Here is a 22,221-nt window from a genome sequence, read left to right as displayed (position 1 = left end):
GTACGCAGAAAGGGCGCAGCCGGACGTAGTCCGTCCACAGCCCCGCGCATGGCCGGAGCGAAGGCGGAGGTACGCAGAAAGGGCGCAGTCGGACGTAGTCCGTCCACAGCCCCGCGCATGGCCGGAGCGAAGGCGGAGGTACGCCCTGACCGGCCGACTCGTTTGTCGCGTCAGGGAACCAGGACGGTCAGCGCCGAGGGGACCGCGCGGATGGTGATCGGCAGGGTGCCCGCCGGTTCGCCGTCGGCGGTCGCGGGCGCACCCGGCGCGCTGAGCGTGACGGCCGCGGCACGGTACTGCTTGACCTCCGGATGGTCCTGGCGCTTGCCCGCCGACAGCGCGGGCAGCAGTCGCAGCATCTCCCGGCGCGACAGCGCGCCGACCACGGTCAGGTCGAGCAGTCCGTCGTCCATGACCGCGTCCGGGCAAATCAACATGCCGCCGCCGTAGGTGCGGGTGTTGCCGACCGCGACCATGACCGCCTCGGTTTCCAGCAGGGAGCCCGCGCCGGGATTGGTCAGTCCGTCGGTGACCGCATCGGTCAGCTCGACGCGGTAGGGCACGGTGAAACGTCCGGAGATCTCGGCCAATGCCGCGACGGTGTAGCGCAGCCTGCCCTTCGGCCAGCGCATCTCATTGGCGCGCAAGGTTACCCGCGCGTCGAATCCGGTGCCCGTCACGGTGGCGAACCACATCGGCGCGGCGGAACCGGTGGACTCGATCCGACCCAGATCGATGGTCCGGGTCCGCCCGCCCAACACGAGGTCGGCCGCGGCGATCGGGTCGTCGGTCGGCACGCCGAGTTCCCTGGCCAGATCGTTGCCGGTGCCCGCGGGGATCATGCCCAGCGCGACGCCGGTCTCGGCGACGGCCGCGAGAGTCACGTTGATCAGCCCGTCGCCGCCGATGCAGACCACCGCGTCGGGCTTCGCGCCGCGGCCGCCCGCGATCGAATCCCGCACCTGCTGAACGGATTCGGCAGGCGACGTGCCGCACACTTCGGTCACATCGACGCCGCCGGCGCGGAATCGGGCGACCGCCGCGCTCGCGATGTCGCCACCCTTGCCGTGCGCGGAACGCGGATTGGTCACCACGGTGACCGCCCGCATGGGCGAATGCTCGTTCACGGCACCAGCTTTCCGGGGTTGAGGATGCCCGCCGGGTCCAGTTCGGCCTTCACCGCACGCAGGACGCGCACGCCGAGATCGCCGACCTCGTCGGGCAGCCACGGACGGTGGTCGGTGCCGACCGCGTGATGGTGGGTGATGGTGCCACCTGCCGCGACGATGGCGTCGCCCGCGGCGCGCTTGGCGGCCAGCCACTGGCCGAGCGGGTCGTCCAGCTGCTTGGCGACGACGGTGAAGTACAGCGAAGCGCCGGTCGGATACGTGTGCGAGATGTGGCACATGACCAGTGCGGGCGTCCCTTGCTCGCCCAGCGCGCCGGTCAGCGCCGCGGTCACCCGCGCCTTCAGCGCCGCCAGGTTCGACCAGGTGGTCGCGGTCTCCAGGGTCTCGCACAGCACGCCGACGTCCAGGAGCGCGTCGCGGAGGTATGGCGCGGCGAACCGACCGTGCTCCCACTCCTTCGCCGGCTTCTCGCCCAGCGGTGTGCCACCCGCGGCCGCCAACAATTCGGCCGCCTCTGCGCTGCGTGCCGCGACATGCGCCGGGCTGCCCTCGTAGGTGGTGATGGCCAAGCAGCCCGCGACCGGACTACCACCGATATCACCGGAGCGGGCCAGATTGATCCCGGTCTCCGCCTCGTCGGACAGCCGCAGCACGGTCGGCGCAGCGCCTGCCTGCACCACCGAACGCAATGCGGCGGCACCGGTTTCGAAGTCGGGAAACGACCACGCTTGGTAGGTGACAGTTTCCGGGACCGGATGCACTCGCAGGGTGACTTCGGTGATGATGCCGAGCGTTCCCTCCGAACCGACGAACAATTCACGCAGGTCCGGTCCCGCGGCCGAGGCGGGGGCGCGGCCCAGTTCGATCGTGCCGCTCGGCGTGGCGATCTTCAGCCGCTGCACCATGTCGTCGAAGCGGCCGTAGCCCGCGGACGCCTGCCCGGACGAGCGCGTCGCCGCGAAGCCGCCGATCGTGGCGAACTCGAAGCTCTGCGGAAAGTGGCCGAGCGAAAGGCCGTGCTCGGCGAGCAGTTCCTCCGCGCGCGGACCGGTGAGTCCCGCGCCGAGTGTCGCGGTACCGCTGATCGGGTCGATGCCGGTCACATGATCGATCCGGCGCAGGTCCAGTGCGATCACGACGTCGAAACGGCCGCGTACGGGATCGACGCCGCCGACCACGCTGGTTCCGCCGCCGAACGGAACCACCGCGACCGCGTGCTCCGCGCAGTAGGCGAGCACGGCGAGCACCTGGTCGTGATCAGCGGGGAAGACGACGGCATCGGGCGCGTCCTGCGGGCCTTCCACGCGGCGGCGCAGCAGATCGGGCGTGCTCTTGCCACCCGCGTGCCGCACACGGTCGCGGTGGTCGGAGGACACGTTGTCCGCACCGACCACCTCGGCCAATCCGGCGCGCTGCGCGGGCGTCAGCGCCGATTCGCGCAGTGGCACGTCGCCCTCATCGCGGCGCACCACCGGGTTGCCGGAGACCCCGAAAACCTGCGTCAGCAAGGTACGGACGCGCTCCGAAAGTGGATGATGCCCGGCCGGAACTCCCCAGGCATCCCAGATCATGCCCGCCGCGGTCTTCGTCGCGACAGCCGGATCCCCGGCGGTGTGCTCATGCGTCATGCCCGCACCTCGCCGTCGCTGGGCTTCGGCATACCGCGCCGGCGGCCGTCTCCATTGGTCGCTTCGTGCACCATGCGTTACAGTTTGACATAGACTGTCAAGCAGTAACGAGCATTCGGACTATTCACCCTGGTCGGCGGGCCTGCCGCCGACGAATCGACCCCCTGGTGGTGACCTTGACCGCTCCCGACGACTCCGCCGAGAACGCGCTTTCGGCGACCGATCTCGCGATCTTGGACGCGGCGCGCGCCTGCGTGCAGGAGTTCGGCGTGCGCCGCACCACGCTCACCGAGGTGGCGCGGCGGGCGGGGGTCAGCAGGCCGACCGTCTACCGCCGCTGGCCGGATACCGGCGCGCTGGTGGCCGAGCTGCTGGTGCGTGAGCTGCGCGGCATCGTCGCGGCGACGATGCCCTCGGCGGGCAGCGCTCGCGCCAGGCTGGTCGAAGGCGTGGTCGCGGGCGCGGCGACGATCCGATCGAATCCGTTGTTCGGCAAGATCTTCCGCACCGACACCGACATCATGCTCACGTACGTGTTCGGCCGGCTCGGCCGCAACCAGCGCGCGTTGATCGAGCTGTTCGCGGCGGGTATCCGGGAAGGCCAGCAGGACGGCTCCATCCGTGCGGGCGACCCGGAACAGATGGCCACGATGCTGCTGCTGATCGCCCAGTCCGCGGTGCAATCGGCGGGCACCGTCGCGCCGCTGCTGGCGGGCGAGCACCTCGACACCGAACTCCGTCGCGCGATCGACGGGTACCTCGACGAGCGCGTCCACGGCGGCGATCGGAAGCAGCCGTGCTGACGGCGCCCTGTTGGATCGGAAAGGCATTGGTATGACCACGAATTCGCCGCACACCGGAGACTCCGCGCTGAACGCCGCCCGCCGCGCCGCGGACCTGTCCCGGCTCGGCGACGGCGCCGAGATCGACGTGCTGGTGATCGGCGGCGGCGTCACCGGGGCGGGCGCGGCACTGGACGCGGCCGCCCGCGGCCTGCGGACCGTGCTGGTGGAGCGCCACGATCTCGCCTTCGGTACCAGCCGCTGGAGTTCCAAGCTGGTGCACGGCGGGCTGCGATACCTGGCCAGTGGGCGGGTCGGCATCGCGCACGAGAGCGCGGTGGAACGCGGCATCCTCATGCGCACCACAGCACCGCATCTGGTGCGCCCGCTGCCCCAGCTGGTGCCGCTGCTGCCCGGCGTCGGTGCGGCACAGGCCGCGCTGGTGCGGGCCGGTTTCCTGGCGGGCGACCTGTTGCGGCGCGGCGCGGGAACCCCGGCGGCGATCCTGCCCCGCTCCCGGCGCGTCGCCGCCGCGGAGGCGCTGCGGCTGGCGCCGACCGTGCGCCGCGCGGGGCTGCGTGGCGGCTTGCAGGCTTGGGATGGGCAGCTGGTCGACGACGCGCGCTTGGTCGTGGCTCTGGCACGCACTGCGGCGGCGCACGGCGCGCGGGTCATCACGTATACGGAAGCGCTCGAGGTAACCGGCGATTCGGCGACCCTGCGCGACACCCGGACCGGCGAGACCCTCACCGTGCGGCCACGCACCGTGGTGAACGCCACCGGCGTCTGGGCCGACCAGGTCGATCCGAGCATCCAGCTGCGCCCGAGCCGGGGCACCCATCTGGTGTTCTCCGCGGCGTCCTTCGGCGGACTCACCGCCGCGCTCACCGTGCCGGTGCCCGGCAGCACCAGTCGTTTCGTCTTCGCGTTCCCCGCCGCGCACGGCCGGGTCTACCTCGGCCTGACCGACGAGGACGCGCCGGGCCCGGTACCCGACGAGCCGAAGCCGACCGAGCCCGAAATCGACTTCCTACTCGACACCATCAACCCCGCCCTGCGGGAACCCTTGACGCGCATCGACATTCGCGGCTCCTACGCGGGTCTGCGTCCGCTGTTGCAGACCGCAGACGACAACACGGCCGACATCTCACGCAAGCACGCCGTTCTACGCTCCCCCTCCGGCGTCGTCACGATCGTCGGCGGCAAACTCACCACCTACCGGAAGATGGCCGAAGACGCCGTCGACGCGGCCGTCGCACACGGCGGGCTCACCGCCGGGCCATGTCGCACCCGGGAACTCCCCTTGGTCGGCGCGGTCTCCGGAGCCGCCCGCGACCGCATCGACGCTCCGCCGGTGTTGATCGACCGCTACGGCAGCGAGGCGACCACCGTGCTCGCCGCGGCGCGTCGTGATCCAGCGCTCACCGAGCCGGTGGTCCCCGGAATCGACGTGCTCGCAGCCGAATTCGCGTTCGCGGTGTCACACGAGGGCGCGCTCGATGCCGACGATCTACTGGACCGGCGGTCCCGCATCGGCTTGGTCCCCGAGGACCGGACGGCCGCAGCCCCGGCCGCCGCGGCCGCACTCGCCGCAATCGGCTAGGACGGTCTTCGCTACGCGGGTCGGCAGCGCCGGGGTAAGGCCATCGCGGTCAGGCGGTACCGCCGAGTCGTCAGGCCGAGCACTTCCTCGGCCCAGGCCAGATCTTCGGCGCTGACGCCTGCCTCGGAGGCAAGCTGGTCGGCGATCTTGCGGGCAGTAGCCCAGTCGGGTTCTCGGCGGGCCACGGGTTTCCGCTGTGCGGGCGGGTCAATCGCTCACCCACGCGGACAACTCCGCTCGCATGCACGCGCGCGGCCAGCGGTCGAGTCCGTGGGCGCGTTCGGCGGCGCGTAGCGCGCGCAGGCCGGGAGTCTCCTCGTCCGGGGACAGGTACCGGAAGCCGAGCCGCTCGTAGTACGGCCCGTTCCAGGCGACCTCGGTGAACGTGGTCAGCGTCAGCGCGGGGAGGCCTTCGTCGGCGGCCCAGCGTGCGGCTCGGTCGATGAGGCGTTTGCCGATGCGCCGCCCGGCGTAGTCGGGGTGCACCGAGACCTGGTCTATGTGTGCGTTTCCGTCGATCACCCCGACGATCAGGTAGCCGATCGGCGCATTGTTCTCGGCCCGGACCCAGGCGCGTCCGGCCTCCTGGAATCCGCGCAGCGTCTCCAGCGAGGGAGGTTCGTCGTCGGCCACCGCCGTCATGCCGATCTCCGCGAATGGTTTGCCCGCCGCGCGCTCGATGTCCTGAAGCGCAGGGAGGTCGCGGGGCGTCGCAGGCCGAATCATGGGGTCAGTGTGAACCGGCGGCCACGACGGAAGCCAGCGATTTAGTCGGCCCGGGTGGCGAGGATGCCGTTGAGCAGCACCCGGACCGCCCACGCCGCGCGGGCGTCGCCGTCGCCGGACAGCATGGTGGCGCGCATGGACACGATGGTCGGGTACCGCTCGGCAGGCAGCTCGGCGAAGTGCCGCTCGACGTCGGCGAGGTAGTCGCGCTCGGTGCCGCCGCTGGTGTTGTGCACGCTCTGCTCGGCGGCCGACGCGGTGATGTGCAGGTAGAGCAGGTCCACCGCCCAGGACGCGGTGCGATCGTCCAGTCCCGCCTCGGTGAGTGACCGAAGCAGCAGTTCCATCAGACGCAGCGCGTTCGCGCTGGTAGGAATCGTGCCGAGCGCGACAAGCGCCAACCCTTCGTGCCTGCTCATTGCCGCCACCGCGGCATCGACCAGCTCGGTGATCCGCTCGCGCCAGCTCGCCCCGACCGGCTCCGGAATCGTGCCCAGGACATGGTCGAGCATGGCGGCCATCAGATCGTCGCGGTTGGCGACATAGACGTAGAGCGAAGCCGCTCCGGTATCCAGGTCCTGAGCGACGCGGCGCATGGTGAGCGCCGCCGCACCGTCCCGGTCCAGGATGCGCAGGCCGGTCTCGATGATCACCTCGCGACTGAGCGGGGCTTTGGCCGGGCGAGCCCTTCGGCTGACACCCGCTGCGCTCATCCCTTCGCCTCGCTTCCGCTTGGCCTCGGCATGACCGCCCTTGCGATTATCACGATCGTTCGCTCACTCATTGCGCCCGAGCATAACCGCAGACGAACGCCGTTTGACACGATCAGCGTTCGTACATATTTTCGGCACTCCACAGGTGGCGCGCAGGATCATGCCGCGGTGAGATCACCGGGTTCGATCAACGCGGGGTCCAGCATTCGCCGTTCGCGATGAGTGCGTGGGCCTCTGTACCGCTCAGCTTCGGTCGCACCGCGCCTGGCGGGACGCCGACACACTTCAGCGCTACCGTCGGCACGACCCAGTCGTAGTCTTTGGTGAGGTCGCCCGCGGTCATTTCGAACGGTTTCCCTCCGGGCGCGGTGATGGTCATCGATTCCCGGCCGGTTTCGGCGATGTAGTCGAGCCGGTAGGTCCACCGGCAGTGCCCTTCGGTAATTCTCGTGGTGAACGCGATCGTGTTCTTCTCCCCTTTGGGGAGGGTGATGCGCTTTTCGGCGAAGAAGTCGAGTACCTCGACACGCTCGCCCTTGTCATCGACCCCTGCCCGGTCGAACACCGGATGCTCGCTGCTCACATCGGTAACCAGAACGAGCTTGTCCGTTTCTCCTTCGCTGTGTTCCTCCACGAAGCCGTACCCTGACACCAAGGGTTCGCCACATGGTTCGACGAGCACCGGTACGATATCCACGATCTCCACGGCGCTGGTCCGGTTGGCCAGCAGTGTCACTTCCCAGGTCATGGACGATGCTGCGACGGCACCGTGTTCACGCATCCAGACCATGCGCGGCTCGTTCGTCAGCGGCCGGGTGAGGTAGGGCGTCGGGTCGACGCCGGCGGGGAGCGCCCAATTGCTCACCGGGTCATCGACCTCGGTCATATCGACGACTTTGATGTCTGTGCCGTACTTTTCGGATTGGCTGGTGAGCCAATTCTTGATCTGATCATTCGCAAAAGCGCCGACCGCACCGCCGACCACGAAGAAGGCGAGCAGCCAGGTGAGCGCGCGTTTCCACCATGGTTTGCTCTCCGCGGACGACGAAGCCGAGGCGGGTTGCTCTACTGCGGGTTGCTCTACTGCGGGCTGCTCTACTGCGGGCTGCTCTACTGCGGGCTGCTCTACTGCGGGTTGCCGTCGCTGTCGCGGAGGGGAATGGCGCAGCGACTTCCCGCGCCGTGGCCTTATGCCGGGGCGCGGATTCGGCTGCCGCGCAGTCATGGTGTTGGAATGATCGAGGTCCCCATGCAATGGAAGTCTAAGAGAGGGTGCCCCTCGGCCGCCCCCCATCAGATTTGGGGGCTCCAGCCAATTGGTTATACCCCAAGAGCCCTGAGCATAGCCGCACGGCGATAGCTAAGCGACGAGCACCGGCCCACGCGGCGCCCGAGTGAGCTTCGGCTCTTGTTGCCCGACTGGCTCCATCTCCCGCCGTCCATCCACAACGGGGTTCTCCGAGAACGGCGACCGTACGTTGTCCAGCCGGCCCCGCCGCTCGCCCCGCTCTGTCGCCGAGACTGTCACGAACAACCTTCGCGGTCCGTCCTCGCACGGCCGCAGGACACCGCGAACAATCTGCTCGCCGCAAACCAGCGGCCGGAGCCGTGCATCGCTCCCCGGCATGGACCACCGCCTCGGCGTCCGCGAAATCAGCAGCTGCGACGTCAGGTGGCGAAGTTTGCTGTGCCGATCAGGATCGACACCGACATGGCGGAACCGGGAGCGCCGATGGCCGCGCACGACAACGGGAGGCGGTGTCTTGTTTGCGCCGCGAAGTCGCGTCAATGCCAGTGCCAGCATGCCGAATTCCATCACACAAGTGATGCACATCATATTTCATCATTGACCCGCATGATCTTTGCATGAGTGCGGCTGGAACCACAATGCCCAGTTCAGAGCGGTCAGGGCGCTGGCTGAGGCCGGTGATGAAAAGCCTCTGGCAGCAGGGAATTCGACCAGCGGACGGCGCTGAGGGACCGGCTCGGAGTACACCGGGCGAGGGCTCGAGTCTCCGGTTCCACCGACGCCAACGCTCTATGCTGGCTCAGGTATGCCGGTAGTGCGCCGGGAAGGAGGGCGCGGGTGCGCAGTAAACCGTCCACCGTGGGTATCGCACCGGGCGACGGCCTGGTCGCCCGCTTCGGTTCGGTCGTCGCCTACGTGGGTGACGAGACCGCTTCCACGGACCGAATACTCGGCACCATCGAGGCCGTGGCGAATGTGGAGTATCCCGGCGCGGCGCTGGCCAAACGTCTCGCCGCGGTGATCTTCGGCGGCACGGCGCAGACGCCGCCGTTCGGCGTGGTCGCGCCGACCGACGACGGAATCCTGATCCTGTTGCGCGGAGCGGTCACCGCCGAGATCCACGGCGCGGAAGGCGTCCGCCGCTTGGACGGCGGTCGCGCGTTCACCTGGGTGGACGAGATCGTCCGCGAACCGGTGCGCCGCATCACGATCGGCTCGAGCACCGACGAGCCGCTGACGGCTCTGCCGCGCACCGATCTGCGTATGGGCGTGGTCCCCGGCGGCGGCTTCGTCTGGAACGCCGCGGTGCGCCGCGCCGGAAAGGCCACCGGGTCGCGCCCCGCCGAGTCCGCCGAACGGTCCACGAACGGCGGGCGTTCCGCGCAGGCCGAGCCCGAGCCCACGGCCGCGGCCGGATTCGCGGCGACGCCCGAACCAACCGGCGCGTCCGACGCCGTCGCACCGACTCCCACGGCTGCCCGGCCGCCCGAGTCGCCACGCCCTCTTCCCAAACCGCGGCCACCCCGCCCCGCTGCCAACCGCCCGCTGGCCTGGTCTCAGGTGCACCCAGCGGCGCAACACGAGCCGGTTGTCCTGCGCAAGACAGCCGAAAACGGCGGAACCCGTGTCTTGCGTGCGACCGCCCTCACGAGCGAAACCGCCCTCGGCGCATTGATCACCGAAGACGGCACGGCCTATCCCCTGGACCGCCCCTACGTCATCGGGCGCGGCCCGCAGGTGGACGAATCGGTGCGCACCGCGACCGCCGCTCCCCTCGTCATCCAGCGCGACCGCCACGTCTCCCGCGTCCACGCCTACGTTTCCGTCGACAGCGGCAAGGTCTACGTCCGCGACGCCGCCGCCACCTCGGGCACCTTCATCGCCGCCCCCGACACCGACCAATGGACCCGCATCACCACCTCCCCCACCGAACTCCCACCCGGCTGGCGCGTCCGCATCAGCGAACGAATCCTCACCTATCGCGGCGACGAGTAGCACACGGGAACGGCCGAGTCGCGAAGGCGCGGCACCACTCGTGAGCGACGACGGTGCAGAAACATCCGGCCACTCAACCCCCGAGACGAGCCCGGTCGGCGGGTGGCGGATACAAGCTCATCACCACTGGACGTTGGCCGTTGCAACGTATTCGGCATACGGAGTCGCCAGAGTCCAGAGCCGTTCTTTCATGCGCATGCAGTTGGCGACAATGCCTGGATCAGTGGTCACTGCCGCTCCGGCTGGCTTGCCCGCAGCGTCAACGAGGTTGAACGCTACTCGCGCGCCATCGAACAACCACCAGTCATCTGGAGGAATCTTCCCGGCGAGATGCCGTGACACATACCGGATATCCTCACCAGCTTCGACACTGCTCCCTGTCACTGAAAGCAACCAGCGCTGATAGTCCGAATGCGGGACCGTGACGACCCGCACCCGACTCATTGTGATACCCCGGCCCGTCAACGTTGCAATGAGGTCGAGCCAATCGCTCTTGTCGTAGCCGCTGAGCGGCTCACGTTCGCCATTGAGGAATCGACGGAGGGGTTCGGACTCCTCCGGTTCCGCGTAGCTGTCCCGAACTTCCAGATGAAACGCTGATTTTCGCGCTCCTTCGAACAGCTCCATCCACCGATCATTCGACCGAAATTCCACCCTGGTAGTCCCTCTCAACCTTCGGTGCCGCGCTCGTGTCCATTATCTGCGCGCCGAACGTGTCCGAGACAGCGAAGTCCAACGAGTGTGACCTGTGGGACTACGAACGCCGCCGGTCGAGCGCCCCCCTGATCAAGTCCCTGGCTTTATCGCCGGTCACGGACTGCCTGGCAAGCGTTTCGAACGCGCGTATGTAGATTGCTATCTCGCGCGGTTGCGTGATGGTCAGCTCTGCAGCTGTTCCTTCCACCATTACGAGTCGGTTGTCGAACATGACGAAGTTGGTTGACACCACTAGCGCTTCAGCCGTCGCCGCGACTATGCCGAGTGTGACGCGCGGCATGCCGATTATTGAGGCCAACCTGTCGAGCTGACCGATCATCACGTCATCGCTGCCTACGGTTGTGTAGAGCGCTTGCTCAGCGATGAGAAAGTGAAACCGGTGGTCGCGCTGATAGAGGATGCGTTGCCGTTCCATCCGATTCGACACGGCTTCGTCCAAGTCGTCGGGTACCTGGTGGAACTCCATGCCCCGCCTCAGCTTGGCTTCGGCGTATTCCGCCGTCTGCAGAAGACCGGGGACGATCTGAGGTTGGTAGTCGCGGATGAATGTTGCTTCGGCTTCGAGCTGCAGGGACTTCTGTTGTCGGCGCTTGAGCCCGGTACCGAGCACCTTCCGCCATTCGAGATAGGCCGTTTCGATGTTGTGCCGCGTCGCCAGAAGGTCTGGTAGTTGGTCTTCCGCCCCAGTGTGGACACAGTACGCGCGTAAATCGTCATCGGACGGCTTGATCCGTCCGTACTCGATCTTCGACACCTTGGTCTGGTGCCATCCGGACAGCTCGGCCAGCTTCCGGCCGGTGAGCCCGGCCGAACGGCGAAGCTCCCGGAGCCGGGCCCCGAGAGCTTCCCGAGCGTCGTGAACGCTTTCGGTCACTGCTTGACGTACTCCGCGTACGGTGTCGCCAACTCCCAGAGCCGTTCGCGCACACCTTGGCAGTACTGGACTATCCGGGGATCGGTGGTTACAGCTAGGCCCGCCGGCTTCTCGTGCTCGTTGACCAAGTTGTAGACAACACGGTCGTTGTCTACGAGCCACCAATCATCTGGTGGGACATCGCCGACGACATGCCGAGGTACATACCGTATGTCTTCCCCAGCTTCCACATTGCTACCCGTCACAGATAACAACCAGCGGTGATAGTCGGTGTGTGGCTCGGTGACAACCCGTATCCGGCTTACCGCTACGCCCCGACCGACGGTTTCCTGCACGAGATCCAGCCACCGGTTCTTGTGCTCGTCCGGCAGGGGTGGCTCACCTTCGAGAAACCGTCGAAACCGGTCCGACTCGGTTGGCACAGCGTACGCGTCCCGCACCTCTAGATGGAATGCTTCGGCTTTGCAGCCGCGGAACAGGGTCACCCAGTCCGGCGGCTCATGCTGAAGGTAGAGCACCGTAGAACGTCCTCCTGATCCTCGGAACTTCAATCGCTGTTTCGTTGGGCGCTAGGTCGAGTTGCGCCAGGGTCTCAGGCTCGGCGATAGGTCGCCCGGTGAGGGTAAACGTCCCTCGCCCGGTGTCCGTCATCGTCGCGCCGATAAACGTATCCGGCTCAGGGAACCCGAGTAGCAAGTGTGGGATCTCCACTGTGCCGGACTTTTCGGTTCGCCAGCCTTGAACGAGGTAGCTGTCCTGGTCGGTGGCGTACAGAGTCGGACATCCGCCAACGTCTGACCCACCCTTGCCAAGGAACTGTAGGCGCATGTTGTGGCCCCCTGCCTAGTTCTATGCACGAGTATTCCCGCACCAGGTACATGGTCCTCGGAATTGCAGGCTTTGTCAGCTGGAAGACGAATTTTTGCAACCTTGTGCATACTGCTGGCGCTGGCCAATGGATGCTTCGTAGCGTCTGCCACAGGCACGCGACGCCGGGTGAGTCCAAGTCACCAGGTCATCGGCACGACTGTTCCCCGGCGTCGGGTGCTCACCAACGGATGAGGAGGGAAGATGAGACCACGGCCAACGGCGATCGGATACCTGCGCCGAGATGTTTCCGGTGTGTCCCAGACCTGGGACGAGATCCAAATCCGCAGCCTTGCAAAGCGACTCGGGTACGAACTGGCGAAGACCGTGGTGTTCGGCCCCAGGACCGATTGCCCGTTGAGTCGGCTGCTGAACGTGGTCCGGCGGATCGATGTCGATGCCGTGATCGTGCCCAATCCCCAGCACTTCGGCGCGGACGTGCCGGCCGAGCTGGTGAAAGTCGTCGACGTGATCACGGTGCAGCCCGAGAACACCTACGCACGATGGGCATTCGGTTGCACCAATGGCCGGATGTTCTCGCCGGCCGAGTACGACTTCTGGATCAAGACCCTTGGTCGTTGATGCTTTGGCGCCCGATCGGCGATCCAGGCAACATGGAAGCTCCGGCGCGTCTCGAAGGCCGATGGACGTCGTTCCGGCGCGCGTATGCTGGTCGGTCGGTATTCGCAGCGGGGATTGGATCAGCTGCAACCACAGTGGATTTCCACCCATCCGACGGAGGCCTACATCAGGGAATAGCCGATATTCCCGGGTAGTCGTCTAGCGCGCTCGGCGGCTGTCCGGCTGTAGTCGCGCCGAGAACTGGCCGTACGTGGCGGCCATCAGCAGGTTGCTATGCCGCGATGTTCACGTGCACATGCCCACCGAACGCTTGCGCGATCTTTTCCAGGGTGGTGAGTGTCGGTACCACGTCCCCAGCCTCGAGGCGCGAGATCGCGTGCTGCTTCAGCCCGGAGCGGGCGGCTAGCTCGATTTGCGTCCAGCCCCGCGCTTCCCGCGCTTCTCGGACCATCTTTCCCACCCGGTAGGCGATCTCGGCATTCCTGTACGCCTGCTGGTATTCGGGAGTTGCTCGTTGTTCGGCGGTACGGCGGTCGAATTCCTCTTGCGTGATCATCGGGACGTAGGTCTCCTTTCTACAGTGTGATGATGTGCTGGTAAGTCCTGTCATGCTCCGTTTCGCAGACCTTCCGCGCATGCTTCGCTCGCTCGACCTCGCCGGACTCCCGCTGCCGCTGTTTTGTGAAGGCGGTGAGCATGATGATTACCTGCCCGCCCGGGAACCAGTAGGTAATGCGCGCTTTGACTGGTGGAGAGGACGAACCTGAGCTCTCGCACTCCATCGCCAAGGAAGCGACTGTACGGTTCCCCGAGTTGCGGCCCGAGTTCGGCGAGGAGTCCAGCGCGATGGTCTGCCGCCGCACGGCTAGCGGGGTCCAGGCAGTACAGAAACTCGACTACCTCAGGTTCCGCGAGGATCTCGTACAGCACCCGTCAACAGTATCACACAGATGTGATATCCAGCCCTGTGATGCCCAGTGCGCACACCGGCACGGGCGACTCGGGAGGACAATGGCGGCATGCATCGAAACGGACCGAGCCGGGACATCGACGAGTCCGAGCTGACCGTGACTCCGCCCAAGGAGGAGGCCGCGGGCGTGACCGCGGTGGCGGTGGCCTTGAAGCGCTCGGTCGAGGAGATGGGCGTCATCCGGACCGCTCGTACCCTGGCGCGGGTCAACCAGGTGCACGGGTTCGACTGCCCGGGCTGTGCCTGGCCGGAGCCGAGCGGTCACCGCAGGCCCGCGGAGTTCTGCGAGAACGGGGCGAAGGCGGTCGCGGAGGAAGCGACGCTGCGCACCGTCGGCCCGGAGTTCTTCGCGGCGCACTCGATCGCCGAACTGAGCGGCAAGTCGGGGTATTGGCTGGGCCAGCAGGGCCGGTTGACCCACCCGATGGTGCTGCGTCCCGGCGGCACCCACTATGCGCCGATCGCCTGGGCGGACGCCTACCGGTTGATCGCGGACACGTTGCGCGGTCTGGCTTCACCCGACGAGGCCGTCTTCTACACCTCCGGCCGCACCAGCAACGAGACCGCGTTCCTCTACCAACTCCTGGTGCGCAGCTACGGCACCAACAACCTGCCGGACTGCTCGAACATGTGTCACGAGTCCTCCGGCGCCGCGCTGTCGAGTTCGATCGGGATCGGCAAGGGCTCGGTCTCCATCGATGACTTCGAGAAGGCGGACCTGATCATCGTCGCGGGCCAGAACCCGGGCACCAACCATCCGCGCATGCTCAGCGCGCTGGCGGGCGCGAAGGCCGAGGGCGCCCAGATCGTCGCGGTGAATCCGCTGCCGGAGACGGGGCTGCTCGGCTTCCGCGATCCGCAGACGGTCAAGGGCCTCACCACCGGCATGCCGATCGCCGACGACTTCTTGCAGATTCGGCTCGGCGGCGATATGGCGCTGTTCCAAGCGCTCGGCCGCCTGCTGCTGGAAGCCGAGGACCGGGCGCCGGGAACGGTGGTCGACCGCGATTTCGTCGACAGCCACTGCGCCGGCTACGCCGAATACGAAAAGCATATTCGCGCGGTCGATTTCGACACCGTCCTGGCAGCGACCGGCCTGAGCATGACGGAACTCGAGCACACCGCCGACCTGTTCGCGCGATCGAAGAACATCATCGTCTGCTGGGCGATGGGCCTGACTCAGCAGACCCACGCCGTGGCCACGATCGAGGAAGCCACGAACCTGCTGCTGCTACGGGGAATGATCGGCAAGCCGGGCGCGGGCGTCTGCCCGGTGCGCGGCCACTCGAACGTCCAGGGCGACCGCACCATGGGCATCTGGGAGAAGATGCCCGCCACCTTCCTCGATGCCCTCGACGCCGAGTTCGGCATCACCAGCCCCCGTGGGCACGGCCTCGACACGGTCGCGGCCATCCGCGCCATGCGCGACGGTCGCGCGAAGGTCTTCCTCGGCATGGGTGGCAACTTCGTGGCCGCAACCCCGGACACCGCGGTGACCGAGGCCGCGCTGCGTGGCTGCGCGCTCACCGTGCAGATCTCTACCAAACTCAACCGCAGCCACGTCGTGCACGGCCGCACCGCGCTGATTCTGCCCACCCTCGGGCGCACCGACCTGGATCTGTCCCCGGACGGCACCAAACAGCAAGTGTCGGTGGAGGATTCGATGTCCATGGTGCATCTGTCCACCGGGCGGCTGAAGCCGGTCAGCGACCAACTCCGCAGTGAAGTCGCGATCGTCTGCGAACTCGCGCAAGCGTTGTTCGGCGCGGACCATCCGGTGCCGTGGGCTCGGTTCGCCCGCGACTACGACGCCATTCGCGACGCCATCGCCCGAGTGGTGCCCGGCTGCGCGGACTACAACACGAAAGTCCGGCAGCGCAATGGATTCCAGCTCCCACACCCGCCGCGCGATGCCCGCGAATTCCGCACCGTCACCGGCAAGGCCAACTTCGCGGTCAACGAGCTCACCTGGCTGCCGGCGCCGGAGGGCAGGCTGATTCTGCAGACGCTGCGCAGCCACGACCAATACAACACCACGATCTACGGCCTCGACGACCGCTACCGCGGCGTGCACGGCGGACGCAAAGTGGTGCTCGTGCACCCCGACGACATCTCCGCGTCCGGCTTCGCCGACGGCGACCTGGTCGACGTGGTGTCCGAGTGGACCGACGGCACCGAACGCCGCGTCGAGGGGTTCCGCCTGGTCTCCTATCCCACCCCGCGCGGCAACGCCGCCGCCTACTACCCCGAGACCAACCCCTTGGTGCCGCTGGACCACGTCGCCGCGCGGTCGAATACACCCGTCGCCAAAGCGGTCACCGTCCGCTTCGAGCCGAGTTCCTCATGAGCCGCGTCACCGCCCGCCGCCGGATGCGCCGGATCTCACCCACCGGCGAAATCCAGCGTCCGGACACCCTCGCGGTCGAAGAACCCCTGGAAATCCGCATCGACGGGCAATCGCTCACCGTCACCATGCGCACGCCCGGCAACGACATCGACCTGGTGCACGGATTCCTGCTGAGCGAAGCCATGATCGGTTCCGCAGCAGACATCGTCGCCGCCCGCTACTGCGCGGGCACCGACGACCAGGGACACAACACCTACAACGTCCTTGATGTCACCTTGCGCACGCCAGTTCCGGTGCCCACCCGCGCCTTCCCGACCACCGGCGCGTGCGGCCTGTGCGGCAAGACCGCCTTGGACGATGTGCGCACCCGCACGCGGTTCCCCTTGCCGAATGACGGCCCGGCGGTGGACACGCGCGTGCTCGCCGCCATGCCCGACAGCCTTCGAGACCGCCAATCGGTGTTCGACGCCACCGGCGGCCTGCACGCGGCAGGACTGTTCACCGCCGACGGCACCGCGCTCGCGGTACGTGAGGACATCGGCAGGCACAACGCCGTGGACAAGGTGATCGGCTGGGCGCTGCGCGAAAACCGCGTTCCCGCCCACGATCTGGTGCTGATCGTGAGCGGGCGCGCCTCGTTCGAACTGGTCCAGAAGGCCGTCATGGCCGGTATCCCGATGCTCGGCGCGGTGTCGGCGCCGAGTTCGCTCGCGGTCGACCTCGCCGCGGACGCCGGGCTCACCCTGGTCGGCTTCCTGCGCGGCGACACCATGAACGTCTACAGCACCCCCGAACGGATCCGCACCGAACCCGGCAGGTCCGCACTCATGGCCTGATTCCCTATTGCCTGTAACGGATGGTCCGACTTACCGTGACTGCACACAGTCGGAACGGGTTCGGCGAGAATGGAGCGGCCGATGCGGATCTCGCTCGAGGGGAACTCCGAGGGCCTGCGCGTGCGGATGCGGTTCGAGCAGTACCGCCGCCGCCTGCTGGCCACACGGATCGTCCTGGCGATCTTGGCCGTGCAGGGCGCGATCGTCGGCCTGTGGGCCACCCTGGCGCCGCACTCCTGGTACACCAGCTTTCCGGGCTTCGGTGTCCAGTGGGTAGCTGCCGACGGCCCCTTCAACCACCATCTGACCGGCGACGTCGGGGCGTTCTTCCTGGCGCTGACCGCCGTCACGATCGCCGCGCTGGTCGTCAACGGCACTACGGCAGCCCGGATCGCGGGCGTCGGCTGGCTGACCTTCGCCATCCCGCATTTCCTCTACCACGCCCTGCACAAGCCCGCCGAGCTTGGCGCGGGCAACTTCACGGCCAGCCTGATCGCCGCGTTCCTGCTCGTGGTCGGCGGGCTGGTCTGCGTTTTCGTTCCGCCGCGCGGCGATCTCCCGCTGTCGGACCCGCAGCCGATCACCCTGCGCTTCCCGCGCCGCCGTCCGCGCGCGTCCCGCTGACCGACGCACGGCACGCACGACCGCGCCCGGCCGGCGTCGTGCGGGAGGGCGCGTTGTGTCGTTCGGTTCGCTCGCCGGCGCTGGCCCACGACTGCGCCTCGCCGGCGCTCGGCTCCGTCCTGCGCGAGTGCGCGCTGTTGTCGGTTCGCTCGCCGGCGCTCGCTCACAAGTCCGGGACGCCCGTGGGCGATCACCACGGGCGTGATCCGGTGCGGACGCCGGGTCGCCGCGCGTCTCCCGCCGGTCAGTCCTTCAGCGCCTCGAGCAGCGCCGCACGCTGACGCGCGCCCAGGCCGCCGATGCGGCGATCTTCCGGAATCTCCGCCTGGTCCATCAGCTTCGCGGCTTTCACCGGGCCGACACCGGGCAGGGCCTTGATCACGGCGGCCACCTTGGTCTTCTTGACCAGCTCGTCGGTGTCGGCCTTCTTGAGCAGGTCGGCGACGGAAACCTTGCCCGCCTTCACCTTGCCGATCAGTTCGGAGCGTGCCTTGCGGACCGCTGCCGCCTTGGCCAACGCCTCGGTGCGCTGCTCTGCGGTCATGGTAGGCAGTGCCATGTCTCCTCCGCTTCCACTCGTCACTCGAACCTCTGGTTGACCGGACCGAGTAAACATCACGGCACCGGGCGCACAAGCTCGACACACCGGGGCACGAGCAGCGGAAATAGCGATGAATTTCCCCGGTCCACGCCGTCGGAACGGGTAACCGGCCCGTGCCCAGCGGGCGAAACGGACGAAAGGAACACCACGTCATGGAGCTGTCCCTGACCCAGTTCGTCACCGTCGACGGCGTCTATCAGGCGCCCGGTGGGCCGCAGGAGGACACCAGTGGCGGATTCACCCACGGCGGGTGGTCGGTGCCGTTCGGCGACGCGGATTTCGGCGCGTTCGTCGACGAGGTGTTCGAGCGGGTGGACGCGTTCCTGCTCGGACGGCGCACCTACGAGATCTTCGCGGGCTACTGGCCGAAGGTCACCGACCCGGACAATCCGGTCGCCGCGAAGCTCAACGCGCTGCCGAAGTACGTCGCGACCTCCACCCTGGAGCGCGCCGAGTGGGCGGGCACGCAGTTACTGCGCGGCGACCTGGTCGCCGAGGTGACCGCGCTGAAGCAGCATCCCGGCCGCGAACTCCAGGTGCACGGCAGCGGCAACCTGGCCCACACCCTGCTGGCAAACGGCCTGTTCGACACCCTGTATCTGCTCACCTTCCCGGTGCTGCTCGGCACCGGCAAACGGCTGTTCACCAGCGATATCCAGCCCACCGGACTCCGGCTCACCGACTCTCGGGTAACCGGCAGCGGCGTGGTGATCAGCACCTACCGCAACGCAGGCGCTCCGCGGTACGGCGACTACACCGACGAAGCGACCGCGGCTGCTCAGTAACAACGGCGACCTCTTCCCCGACACAGTCAGCAGCAATACCTAGCGCGGGTCGCGGTTCAACGGCGAACCAGAGGGGGATCAACGGCGCTCCCCCGAAACCCGGCTCGGTCGGCTCCGCCGATCGCCTAACCGAACAACTGCCGCTCTGCGCACGTCCGTGCCAGCATGGCCGGATGACGCCGAGCACTCCACCGCAAGCGAGCTCGCCCGCGGCGCTGTGGCTATGGGCCGGGCAGGCGATCTATCGCGGACCGTCGCTGCGCCTGGACGCCCATTCGACCGCCGTGGACTGCCTGGCTGTCGGCGTGGACGCCCCGTTCACCCTGGAGGCGGACGGCGTCGCGCGCACCGTGCGCAGCGCGCTGATCCCACCGCGCCGCGTACACCGGGTGATCGCGGGCGCCGAGAACATGATGTTCTGCTATCTCGATCCGGGATCACCGGGAGCGCGCGCATGCCGCGACCGGATGACCCTGTGGGACAACGACTTCGGACTGAATCACCGAGAAGAGGCCGCCTTGGCGGCAGCGGCGGCCCGTGCCAGGCCCGACGCGCGATCGCTGGCGGATCTGGCCGGCTCGGCACCTCATCCGCCCCTGGACGACCGCGTCGCGGCCGCCATGGCGACGCTGCTGGCGCACCCTGCCCACGAGTTCACCGCCGGACGGTTCGCCGCGGCGGCGCACCTGTCGGAGTCCCGATTCCTGCATCTCTTCGCGGCACAGGCGGGAACCTCGTTCCGGCGGTACCGGCTCTGGGCCAGGATGCTCGGCGTCGGCCGGGCGATCGCCAAAGGCGAGAACCTCACCGTCGCGTCGATCGACGCGGGGTTCGCCAGCCCCTCCCATTTCAGCGACGCCTTCCACACCCTGTTCGGGCTGTCCGCCACCGCTCTTCTGGCCACCGGCGTCCGGATCGTCGTCCTGGATGACGCCGGAGGGATCGAACCAGGGGCGCGGACTTGCTAGGCTAGAAATTAGAACACGTTTCACTTCGTAGGAGGTTCGGTGGCCAAACAGATCCGCGACGTGGTCGAGCGGTACGTGAAGCTGGTCGGCTCGGGCCCGACCGAGGACATCGTCGACCTCTACGCACCCGACGCGATCGTGGAGGACCCGGTCGGCACCCCCGCCCGGCAGGGACACGCCGCCATCCGCGAGTTCTACGAGGTGATCGCCGCGTTGGATCGGGAGACCGAACTGCGGCCCGAGGAGATCAGGATCGCGGGTAACCAGGCCGCGTTCCCGTTCACCCTCGTCACGAGGGTCGGCGGGAAGCGTTTCACCGTCTCGCCGATCGACGTGATGGAGTTCGACGACGAAGGCCGGATCACCGGGATGCGTGCCTACTGGAGTCAGCAGGACATGCGGGTCGAGCCCGAGTAGTCCACCGTGGGCCGGGTCACATCATGACCCCATCACATTCCGGCACGGTCTCTCGTCCGAGAAGTAGGAGCCATATCCGCTGATCGAAGGAGATCGACATGGGCGCCACCCGCATCGCCGCCGTCACCCCGCGACAAGCCGGACCGGTGACGAAGCTGCTGTACCGGTTCGCCAAGCGCCGCTTCCGGGAAGTGCCGGAGCCGTTCGCCGTCGCCGCCAACCATCCCAAGCTGCTCGTCGCGAACGCCGTCCACGAGACGATGGTCGACAAGGCCAGCAAGGTCCTGCCCGCCGTCATCCGCGAGATCGCGGTCTACCGCACGGCGTGGACGATCGGCTGCTCGTGGTGCGTCGACTTCGGCGCCATGCTCATGCGCCTCGGCGAGCTGGACACCGAACGGCTCGAACACATCGCCGATTACGCCACCTCGCCGCTGTATTCCGACGACGAGCGCGCCGCCATCGCCTACGCCGACGCGATGACCGCGACACCGACCTCGGTCACCGACGAGCAGGTCGCCGATCTGGAGCGGCGCTTCGGGCGCGCCGGGGTCGTGGAACTCACCTATCACATCGCGCTGGAAAACTCGCGCGCTCGGTCCTATTCAGCGCTCGGCATCACGGCACAGGGCTTCAGCACCGATTCGTGCCGGGTGCCTTGGGCGTGACGGTTCGCCACTGCCGGAATCCCCTGTCCGACCAGGCCTTCTGACGCCGCTTCCGCTCCGGGCTGTCGCTGCGGCCGGGAATGGACTATGAATAGGAGGTGTTGACGCCGGTCGTCGAGCTACCGTGTCGCATTCGGTGACCCGGTAGGGCGAGTCGGCGTCTTCGGTTTCTCGAGTTCCCCTCCGCTCAACCGTTTGGAGCCGCATGCTCGACGAACATCCCCTGGACGACGACGTCGCGCGGCTCGCGAGGCGGGTCGAGAAGGCCAGGGGCCGCCTCGCCTACCAGTTCGACCCGGCGCTGACCGGCGCGCTGTCGGAGGAGGAACTGCACGCCGAACGCGAACTGGCCGAACGGATCCGGACCCAGGACCGGGAACAGCGCTGGAAGCAGGCCGAGGCGGCGTCAGCGGCATCCGACCGGGCGCGGCACACCACCGAGGCCATCGAGAAGGCCGAGATCAGGGACCTCCTCTTGGCGCGCAAGGCCATTGCCGCGCAGCGGCGCGCGTCCAGCCCGCACGCCAGGCTGGCGTCGCTGTACCGGCACCGCTCGTGGTCGCTCGGCGCGCTCGCGGGCGTGGTCGCCGCGGGGATGCTGTGGTCGGCGGTCAACGTCCAGCAGAACATCGCGCCCGGCGGGCCGACCGACCCGCTGTACTGGTTCAGTTATCTGCTGGAGGCGATGATCAGCGTGTCGCTGATCATCATCATGATCGGCACGAACAAGGTCACCGAGTGGGGCGTGCTGGACAATCGCACCCAGGTCGCGGCAGCCGAGATCTCGTTGCTGGCGCTCACCGTCGGCCTGAATACCTACCCGTACGTGAGTGCGGGCCGGTGGTTCGACGCGGCGGTGCACGGGGTCGCGCCGGTGATGATCGGCGTCGCGCTGCTCATCCACGATGCCGCCAGCGCACGCTATGGCCGTGCGATCGGCATCGCCACCGAAGAGGTCCGAAATCTCCCGGACCCCATCGGATCCGAACCGCTTCCGGAATACGCGGCGGAGGTCGGCGTGGAACCCGACCTGCCGGTGGCCGTGCAGAACGACGACCGTTTGGTCCCCAGCGCGCACCGATAGCAGATCCCGCTGCGCGAACGGTTACGCGGCACTTCGCGTCTACGAATGCCGAGGC

At 67.7% G+C, this 22,221-nt stretch carries 24 protein-coding genes; 12 read left to right on the top strand and 12 right to left on the bottom strand.

The genetic code is table 11. The features are described 5' to 3' along the window. Window positions 1-170: 170 nt before the first annotated feature. Together IU459_RS24145 and IU459_RS24140 are read right to left on the bottom strand one after the other, a co-directional pair. Entirely contained in the window at window positions 171-1,109 is a 939-nt protein-coding gene (locus IU459_RS24145) for a diacylglycerol kinase (protein WP_195131890.1), read from the bottom strand. A 14-nt stretch (window positions 1,110-1,123) separates the two neighbouring features. After that, window positions 1,124-2,758 (bottom strand): FAD-binding oxidoreductase, encoded by a 1,635-nt coding sequence (locus tag IU459_RS24140; protein ID WP_440446524.1) that lies wholly within the window; start codon window positions 2,756-2,758, stop codon window positions 1,124-1,126. Window positions 2,759-2,934: 176 nt separating this feature from the next. On the opposite strand from IU459_RS24140, the gene IU459_RS24135 reads away from it, so the two are divergent. Continuing rightward, window positions 2,935-3,561, top strand: coding sequence for a TetR/AcrR family transcriptional regulator (locus tag IU459_RS24135; protein ID WP_195131845.1), 627 nt, complete (start codon window positions 2,935-2,937; stop codon window positions 3,559-3,561). 31 nt (window positions 3,562-3,592) lie between these two features. After that, complete coding sequence (locus tag IU459_RS24130; RefSeq protein WP_195131844.1) at window positions 3,593-5,143, top strand: glycerol-3-phosphate dehydrogenase/oxidase; 1,551 nt, start codon at window positions 3,593-3,595, stop codon at window positions 5,141-5,143. An 11-nt stretch (window positions 5,144-5,154) separates the two neighbouring features. Here IU459_RS24130 and IU459_RS24125 read toward each other — a convergent pair whose 3' ends face one another. From IU459_RS24125 to IU459_RS24110, 4 genes are all read right to left on the bottom strand, one after another. Further along, window positions 5,155-5,328 carry a hypothetical protein gene (locus IU459_RS24125; RefSeq protein ID WP_195131843.1) on the bottom strand — a complete coding sequence of 58 codons (174 nt, stop codon included), beginning with the start codon at window positions 5,326-5,328 and terminating at the stop codon, window positions 5,155-5,157. A gap of 22 nt (window positions 5,329-5,350) precedes the next feature. Beyond that, complete coding sequence (locus IU459_RS24120) at window positions 5,351-5,869, bottom strand: GNAT family N-acetyltransferase (protein WP_195131842.1); 519 nt, start codon at window positions 5,867-5,869, stop codon at window positions 5,351-5,353. Between the two features lie 41 nt (window positions 5,870-5,910). Beyond that, window positions 5,911-6,582: a TetR/AcrR family transcriptional regulator gene (locus IU459_RS24115; protein ID WP_195131841.1), complete on the bottom strand. Its 672-nt coding sequence runs from the start codon at window positions 6,580-6,582 to the stop codon at window positions 5,911-5,913. Window positions 6,583-6,769: 187 nt separating this feature from the next. Next, window positions 6,770-7,876: a hypothetical protein gene (locus tag IU459_RS24110; protein WP_195131899.1), complete on the bottom strand. Its 1,107-nt coding sequence runs from the start codon at window positions 7,874-7,876 to the stop codon at window positions 6,770-6,772. Between the two features lie 792 nt (window positions 7,877-8,668). Here IU459_RS24110 and IU459_RS39780 point away from each other — a divergent pair. After that, window positions 8,669-9,826 (top strand): FHA domain-containing protein, encoded by a 1,158-nt coding sequence (locus IU459_RS39780; protein ID WP_195131840.1) that lies wholly within the window; start codon window positions 8,669-8,671, stop codon window positions 9,824-9,826. Between the two features lie 120 nt (window positions 9,827-9,946). Here IU459_RS39780 and IU459_RS24100 read toward each other — a convergent pair whose 3' ends face one another. From IU459_RS24100 to IU459_RS24090, 3 genes are all read right to left on the bottom strand, one after another. After that, window positions 9,947-10,453, bottom strand: a complete 507-nt coding sequence (locus IU459_RS24100; RefSeq protein WP_195131839.1) for a DUF6879 family protein — start codon at window positions 10,451-10,453, stop codon at window positions 9,947-9,949. Window positions 10,454-10,580: 127 nt separating this feature from the next. Beyond that, window positions 10,581-11,417, bottom strand: coding sequence for a helix-turn-helix domain-containing protein (locus IU459_RS24095; RefSeq protein WP_195131838.1), 837 nt, complete (start codon window positions 11,415-11,417; stop codon window positions 10,581-10,583). Beyond that, the gene (locus IU459_RS24090; protein ID WP_195131837.1) at window positions 11,414-11,935 is read right to left on the bottom strand and encodes a DUF6879 family protein; all 522 of its coding nucleotides are present in this window, start codon (window positions 11,933-11,935) and stop codon (window positions 11,414-11,416) included. The genes IU459_RS24095 and IU459_RS24090 overlap by 4 nt, the downstream gene beginning before the upstream one ends. A gap of 553 nt (window positions 11,936-12,488) precedes the next feature. Between IU459_RS24090 and IU459_RS24085 the strand changes: the two genes are divergently transcribed. Further along, complete coding sequence (locus tag IU459_RS24085) at window positions 12,489-12,866, top strand: hypothetical protein (protein ID WP_195131836.1); 378 nt, start codon at window positions 12,489-12,491, stop codon at window positions 12,864-12,866. A 271-nt stretch (window positions 12,867-13,137) separates the two neighbouring features. Here the strand turns inward: IU459_RS24085 and IU459_RS24080 are convergent, their stop codons facing one another. After that, window positions 13,138-13,422 (bottom strand): helix-turn-helix domain-containing protein, encoded by a 285-nt coding sequence (locus tag IU459_RS24080; RefSeq protein ID WP_067475959.1) that lies wholly within the window; start codon window positions 13,420-13,422, stop codon window positions 13,138-13,140. Window positions 13,423-13,472: 50 nt separating this feature from the next. Then, window positions 13,473-13,796 carry a type II toxin-antitoxin system RelE/ParE family toxin gene (locus IU459_RS40145; protein ID WP_369123100.1) on the bottom strand — a complete coding sequence of 108 codons (324 nt, stop codon included), beginning with the start codon at window positions 13,794-13,796 and terminating at the stop codon, window positions 13,473-13,475. 89 nt (window positions 13,797-13,885) lie between these two features. Here IU459_RS40145 and IU459_RS24070 point away from each other — a divergent pair, with 89 nt between their 5' ends. The 3 genes from IU459_RS24070 (at window position 13,886) to IU459_RS24060 (ending at window position 17,643) form a co-directional block, all read left to right on the top strand. Further along, window positions 13,886-16,183 carry an FdhF/YdeP family oxidoreductase gene (locus IU459_RS24070; RefSeq protein ID WP_195131835.1) on the top strand — a complete coding sequence of 766 codons (2,298 nt, stop codon included), beginning with the start codon at window positions 13,886-13,888 and terminating at the stop codon, window positions 16,181-16,183. Next, on the top strand, window positions 16,180-17,019 hold the full coding sequence (fdhD, locus tag IU459_RS24065; protein WP_195131834.1) for a formate dehydrogenase accessory sulfurtransferase FdhD: 840 nt from the start codon (window positions 16,180-16,182) through the stop codon (window positions 17,017-17,019). Before IU459_RS24070 ends, fdhD begins: the two co-directional genes overlap by 4 nt. A gap of 81 nt (window positions 17,020-17,100) precedes the next feature. After that, complete coding sequence (locus IU459_RS24060; protein WP_195131833.1) at window positions 17,101-17,643, top strand: hypothetical protein; 543 nt, start codon at window positions 17,101-17,103, stop codon at window positions 17,641-17,643. Window positions 17,644-17,887: 244 nt separating this feature from the next. On the opposite strand, the gene mihF is transcribed toward IU459_RS24060, so the two are convergent. Continuing rightward, entirely contained in the window at window positions 17,888-18,202 is a 315-nt protein-coding gene (mihF, locus tag IU459_RS24055; RefSeq protein ID WP_040775700.1) for an integration host factor, actinobacterial type, read from the bottom strand. Window positions 18,203-18,396: 194 nt separating this feature from the next. Here mihF and IU459_RS24050 point away from each other — a divergent pair, with 194 nt between their 5' ends. The 5 genes from IU459_RS24050 (at window position 18,397) to IU459_RS24030 (ending at window position 22,166) form a co-directional block, all read left to right on the top strand. Further along, window positions 18,397-19,029: a dihydrofolate reductase family protein gene (locus tag IU459_RS24050; RefSeq protein ID WP_195131832.1), complete on the top strand. Its 633-nt coding sequence runs from the start codon at window positions 18,397-18,399 to the stop codon at window positions 19,027-19,029. Between the two features lie 173 nt (window positions 19,030-19,202). After that, complete coding sequence (locus tag IU459_RS24045; RefSeq protein WP_195131831.1) at window positions 19,203-19,997, top strand: AraC family transcriptional regulator; 795 nt, start codon at window positions 19,203-19,205, stop codon at window positions 19,995-19,997. A gap of 39 nt (window positions 19,998-20,036) precedes the next feature. After that, a complete protein-coding gene (locus IU459_RS24040; RefSeq protein ID WP_195131830.1) occupies window positions 20,037-20,414 on the top strand; it encodes a nuclear transport factor 2 family protein in 378 nt (125 codons plus the stop codon). A gap of 98 nt (window positions 20,415-20,512) precedes the next feature. Next, window positions 20,513-21,082, top strand: coding sequence for a carboxymuconolactone decarboxylase family protein (locus IU459_RS24035; RefSeq protein ID WP_195131829.1), 570 nt, complete (start codon window positions 20,513-20,515; stop codon window positions 21,080-21,082). Window positions 21,083-21,287: 205 nt separating this feature from the next. Beyond that, window positions 21,288-22,166 (top strand): hypothetical protein, encoded by an 879-nt coding sequence (locus IU459_RS24030; protein ID WP_228838417.1) that lies wholly within the window; start codon window positions 21,288-21,290, stop codon window positions 22,164-22,166. Window positions 22,167-22,221: the final 55 nt, after the last annotated feature.

The sequence above is a fragment of the Nocardia amamiensis genome (genome assembly GCF_015477605.1).
GTDB classification, from domain to species: Bacteria; Actinomycetota; Actinomycetes; order Mycobacteriales; family Mycobacteriaceae; genus Nocardia; species Nocardia amamiensis_A.
Note: the sequence above shows the minus strand (reverse complement) of the source record. Positions and strands in the feature narration are given on the sequence as shown.

What these genes read in the sequence shown, in the direction of transcription:
- IU459_RS24145 (WP_195131890.1), bottom strand. Translation starts at nt 1,109, where the DNA reads ATGCGGGCGGTCACCGTGGTGACCAATCCGCGTTCCGCGCACGGCAAG.
- IU459_RS24140 (WP_440446524.1), bottom strand. Translation starts at nt 2,758, where the DNA reads ATGACGCATGAGCACACCGCCGGGGATCCGGCTGTCGCGACGAAGACC.
- IU459_RS24130 (WP_195131844.1), top strand. Translation starts at nt 3,593, where the DNA reads ATGACCACGAATTCGCCGCACACCGGAGACTCCGCGCTGAACGCCGCC.
- IU459_RS24120 (WP_195131842.1), bottom strand. Translation starts at nt 5,869, where the DNA reads ATGATTCGGCCTGCGACGCCCCGCGACCTCCCTGCGCTTCAGGACATC.
- IU459_RS24115 (WP_195131841.1), bottom strand. Translation starts at nt 6,582, where the DNA reads ATGAGCGCAGCGGGTGTCAGCCGAAGGGCTCGCCCGGCCAAAGCCCCG.
- IU459_RS24110 (WP_195131899.1), bottom strand. Translation starts at nt 7,876, where the DNA reads ATGGGGGGCGGCCGAGGGGCACCCTCTCTTAGACTTCCATTGCATGGG.
- IU459_RS24100 (WP_195131839.1), bottom strand. Translation starts at nt 10,453, where the DNA reads ATGGAGCTGTTCGAAGGAGCGCGAAAATCAGCGTTTCATCTGGAAGTT.
- IU459_RS24085 (WP_195131836.1), top strand. Translation starts at nt 12,489, where the DNA reads ATGAGACCACGGCCAACGGCGATCGGATACCTGCGCCGAGATGTTTCC.
- IU459_RS24080 (WP_067475959.1), bottom strand. Translation starts at nt 13,422, where the DNA reads ATGATCACGCAAGAGGAATTCGACCGCCGTACCGCCGAACAACGAGCA.
- IU459_RS24070 (WP_195131835.1), top strand. Translation starts at nt 13,886, where the DNA reads ATGCATCGAAACGGACCGAGCCGGGACATCGACGAGTCCGAGCTGACC.
- fdhD (WP_195131834.1), top strand. Translation starts at nt 16,180, where the DNA reads ATGAGCCGCGTCACCGCCCGCCGCCGGATGCGCCGGATCTCACCCACC.
- IU459_RS24060 (WP_195131833.1), top strand. Translation starts at nt 17,101, where the DNA reads ATGCGGATCTCGCTCGAGGGGAACTCCGAGGGCCTGCGCGTGCGGATG.
- mihF (WP_040775700.1), bottom strand. Translation starts at nt 18,202, where the DNA reads ATGGCACTGCCTACCATGACCGCAGAGCAGCGCACCGAGGCGTTGGCC.
- IU459_RS24050 (WP_195131832.1), top strand. Translation starts at nt 18,397, where the DNA reads ATGGAGCTGTCCCTGACCCAGTTCGTCACCGTCGACGGCGTCTATCAG.
- IU459_RS24045 (WP_195131831.1), top strand. Translation starts at nt 19,203, where the DNA reads ATGACGCCGAGCACTCCACCGCAAGCGAGCTCGCCCGCGGCGCTGTGG.
- IU459_RS24035 (WP_195131829.1), top strand. Translation starts at nt 20,513, where the DNA reads ATGGGCGCCACCCGCATCGCCGCCGTCACCCCGCGACAAGCCGGACCG.
- IU459_RS24030 (WP_228838417.1), top strand. Translation starts at nt 21,288, where the DNA reads ATGCTCGACGAACATCCCCTGGACGACGACGTCGCGCGGCTCGCGAGG.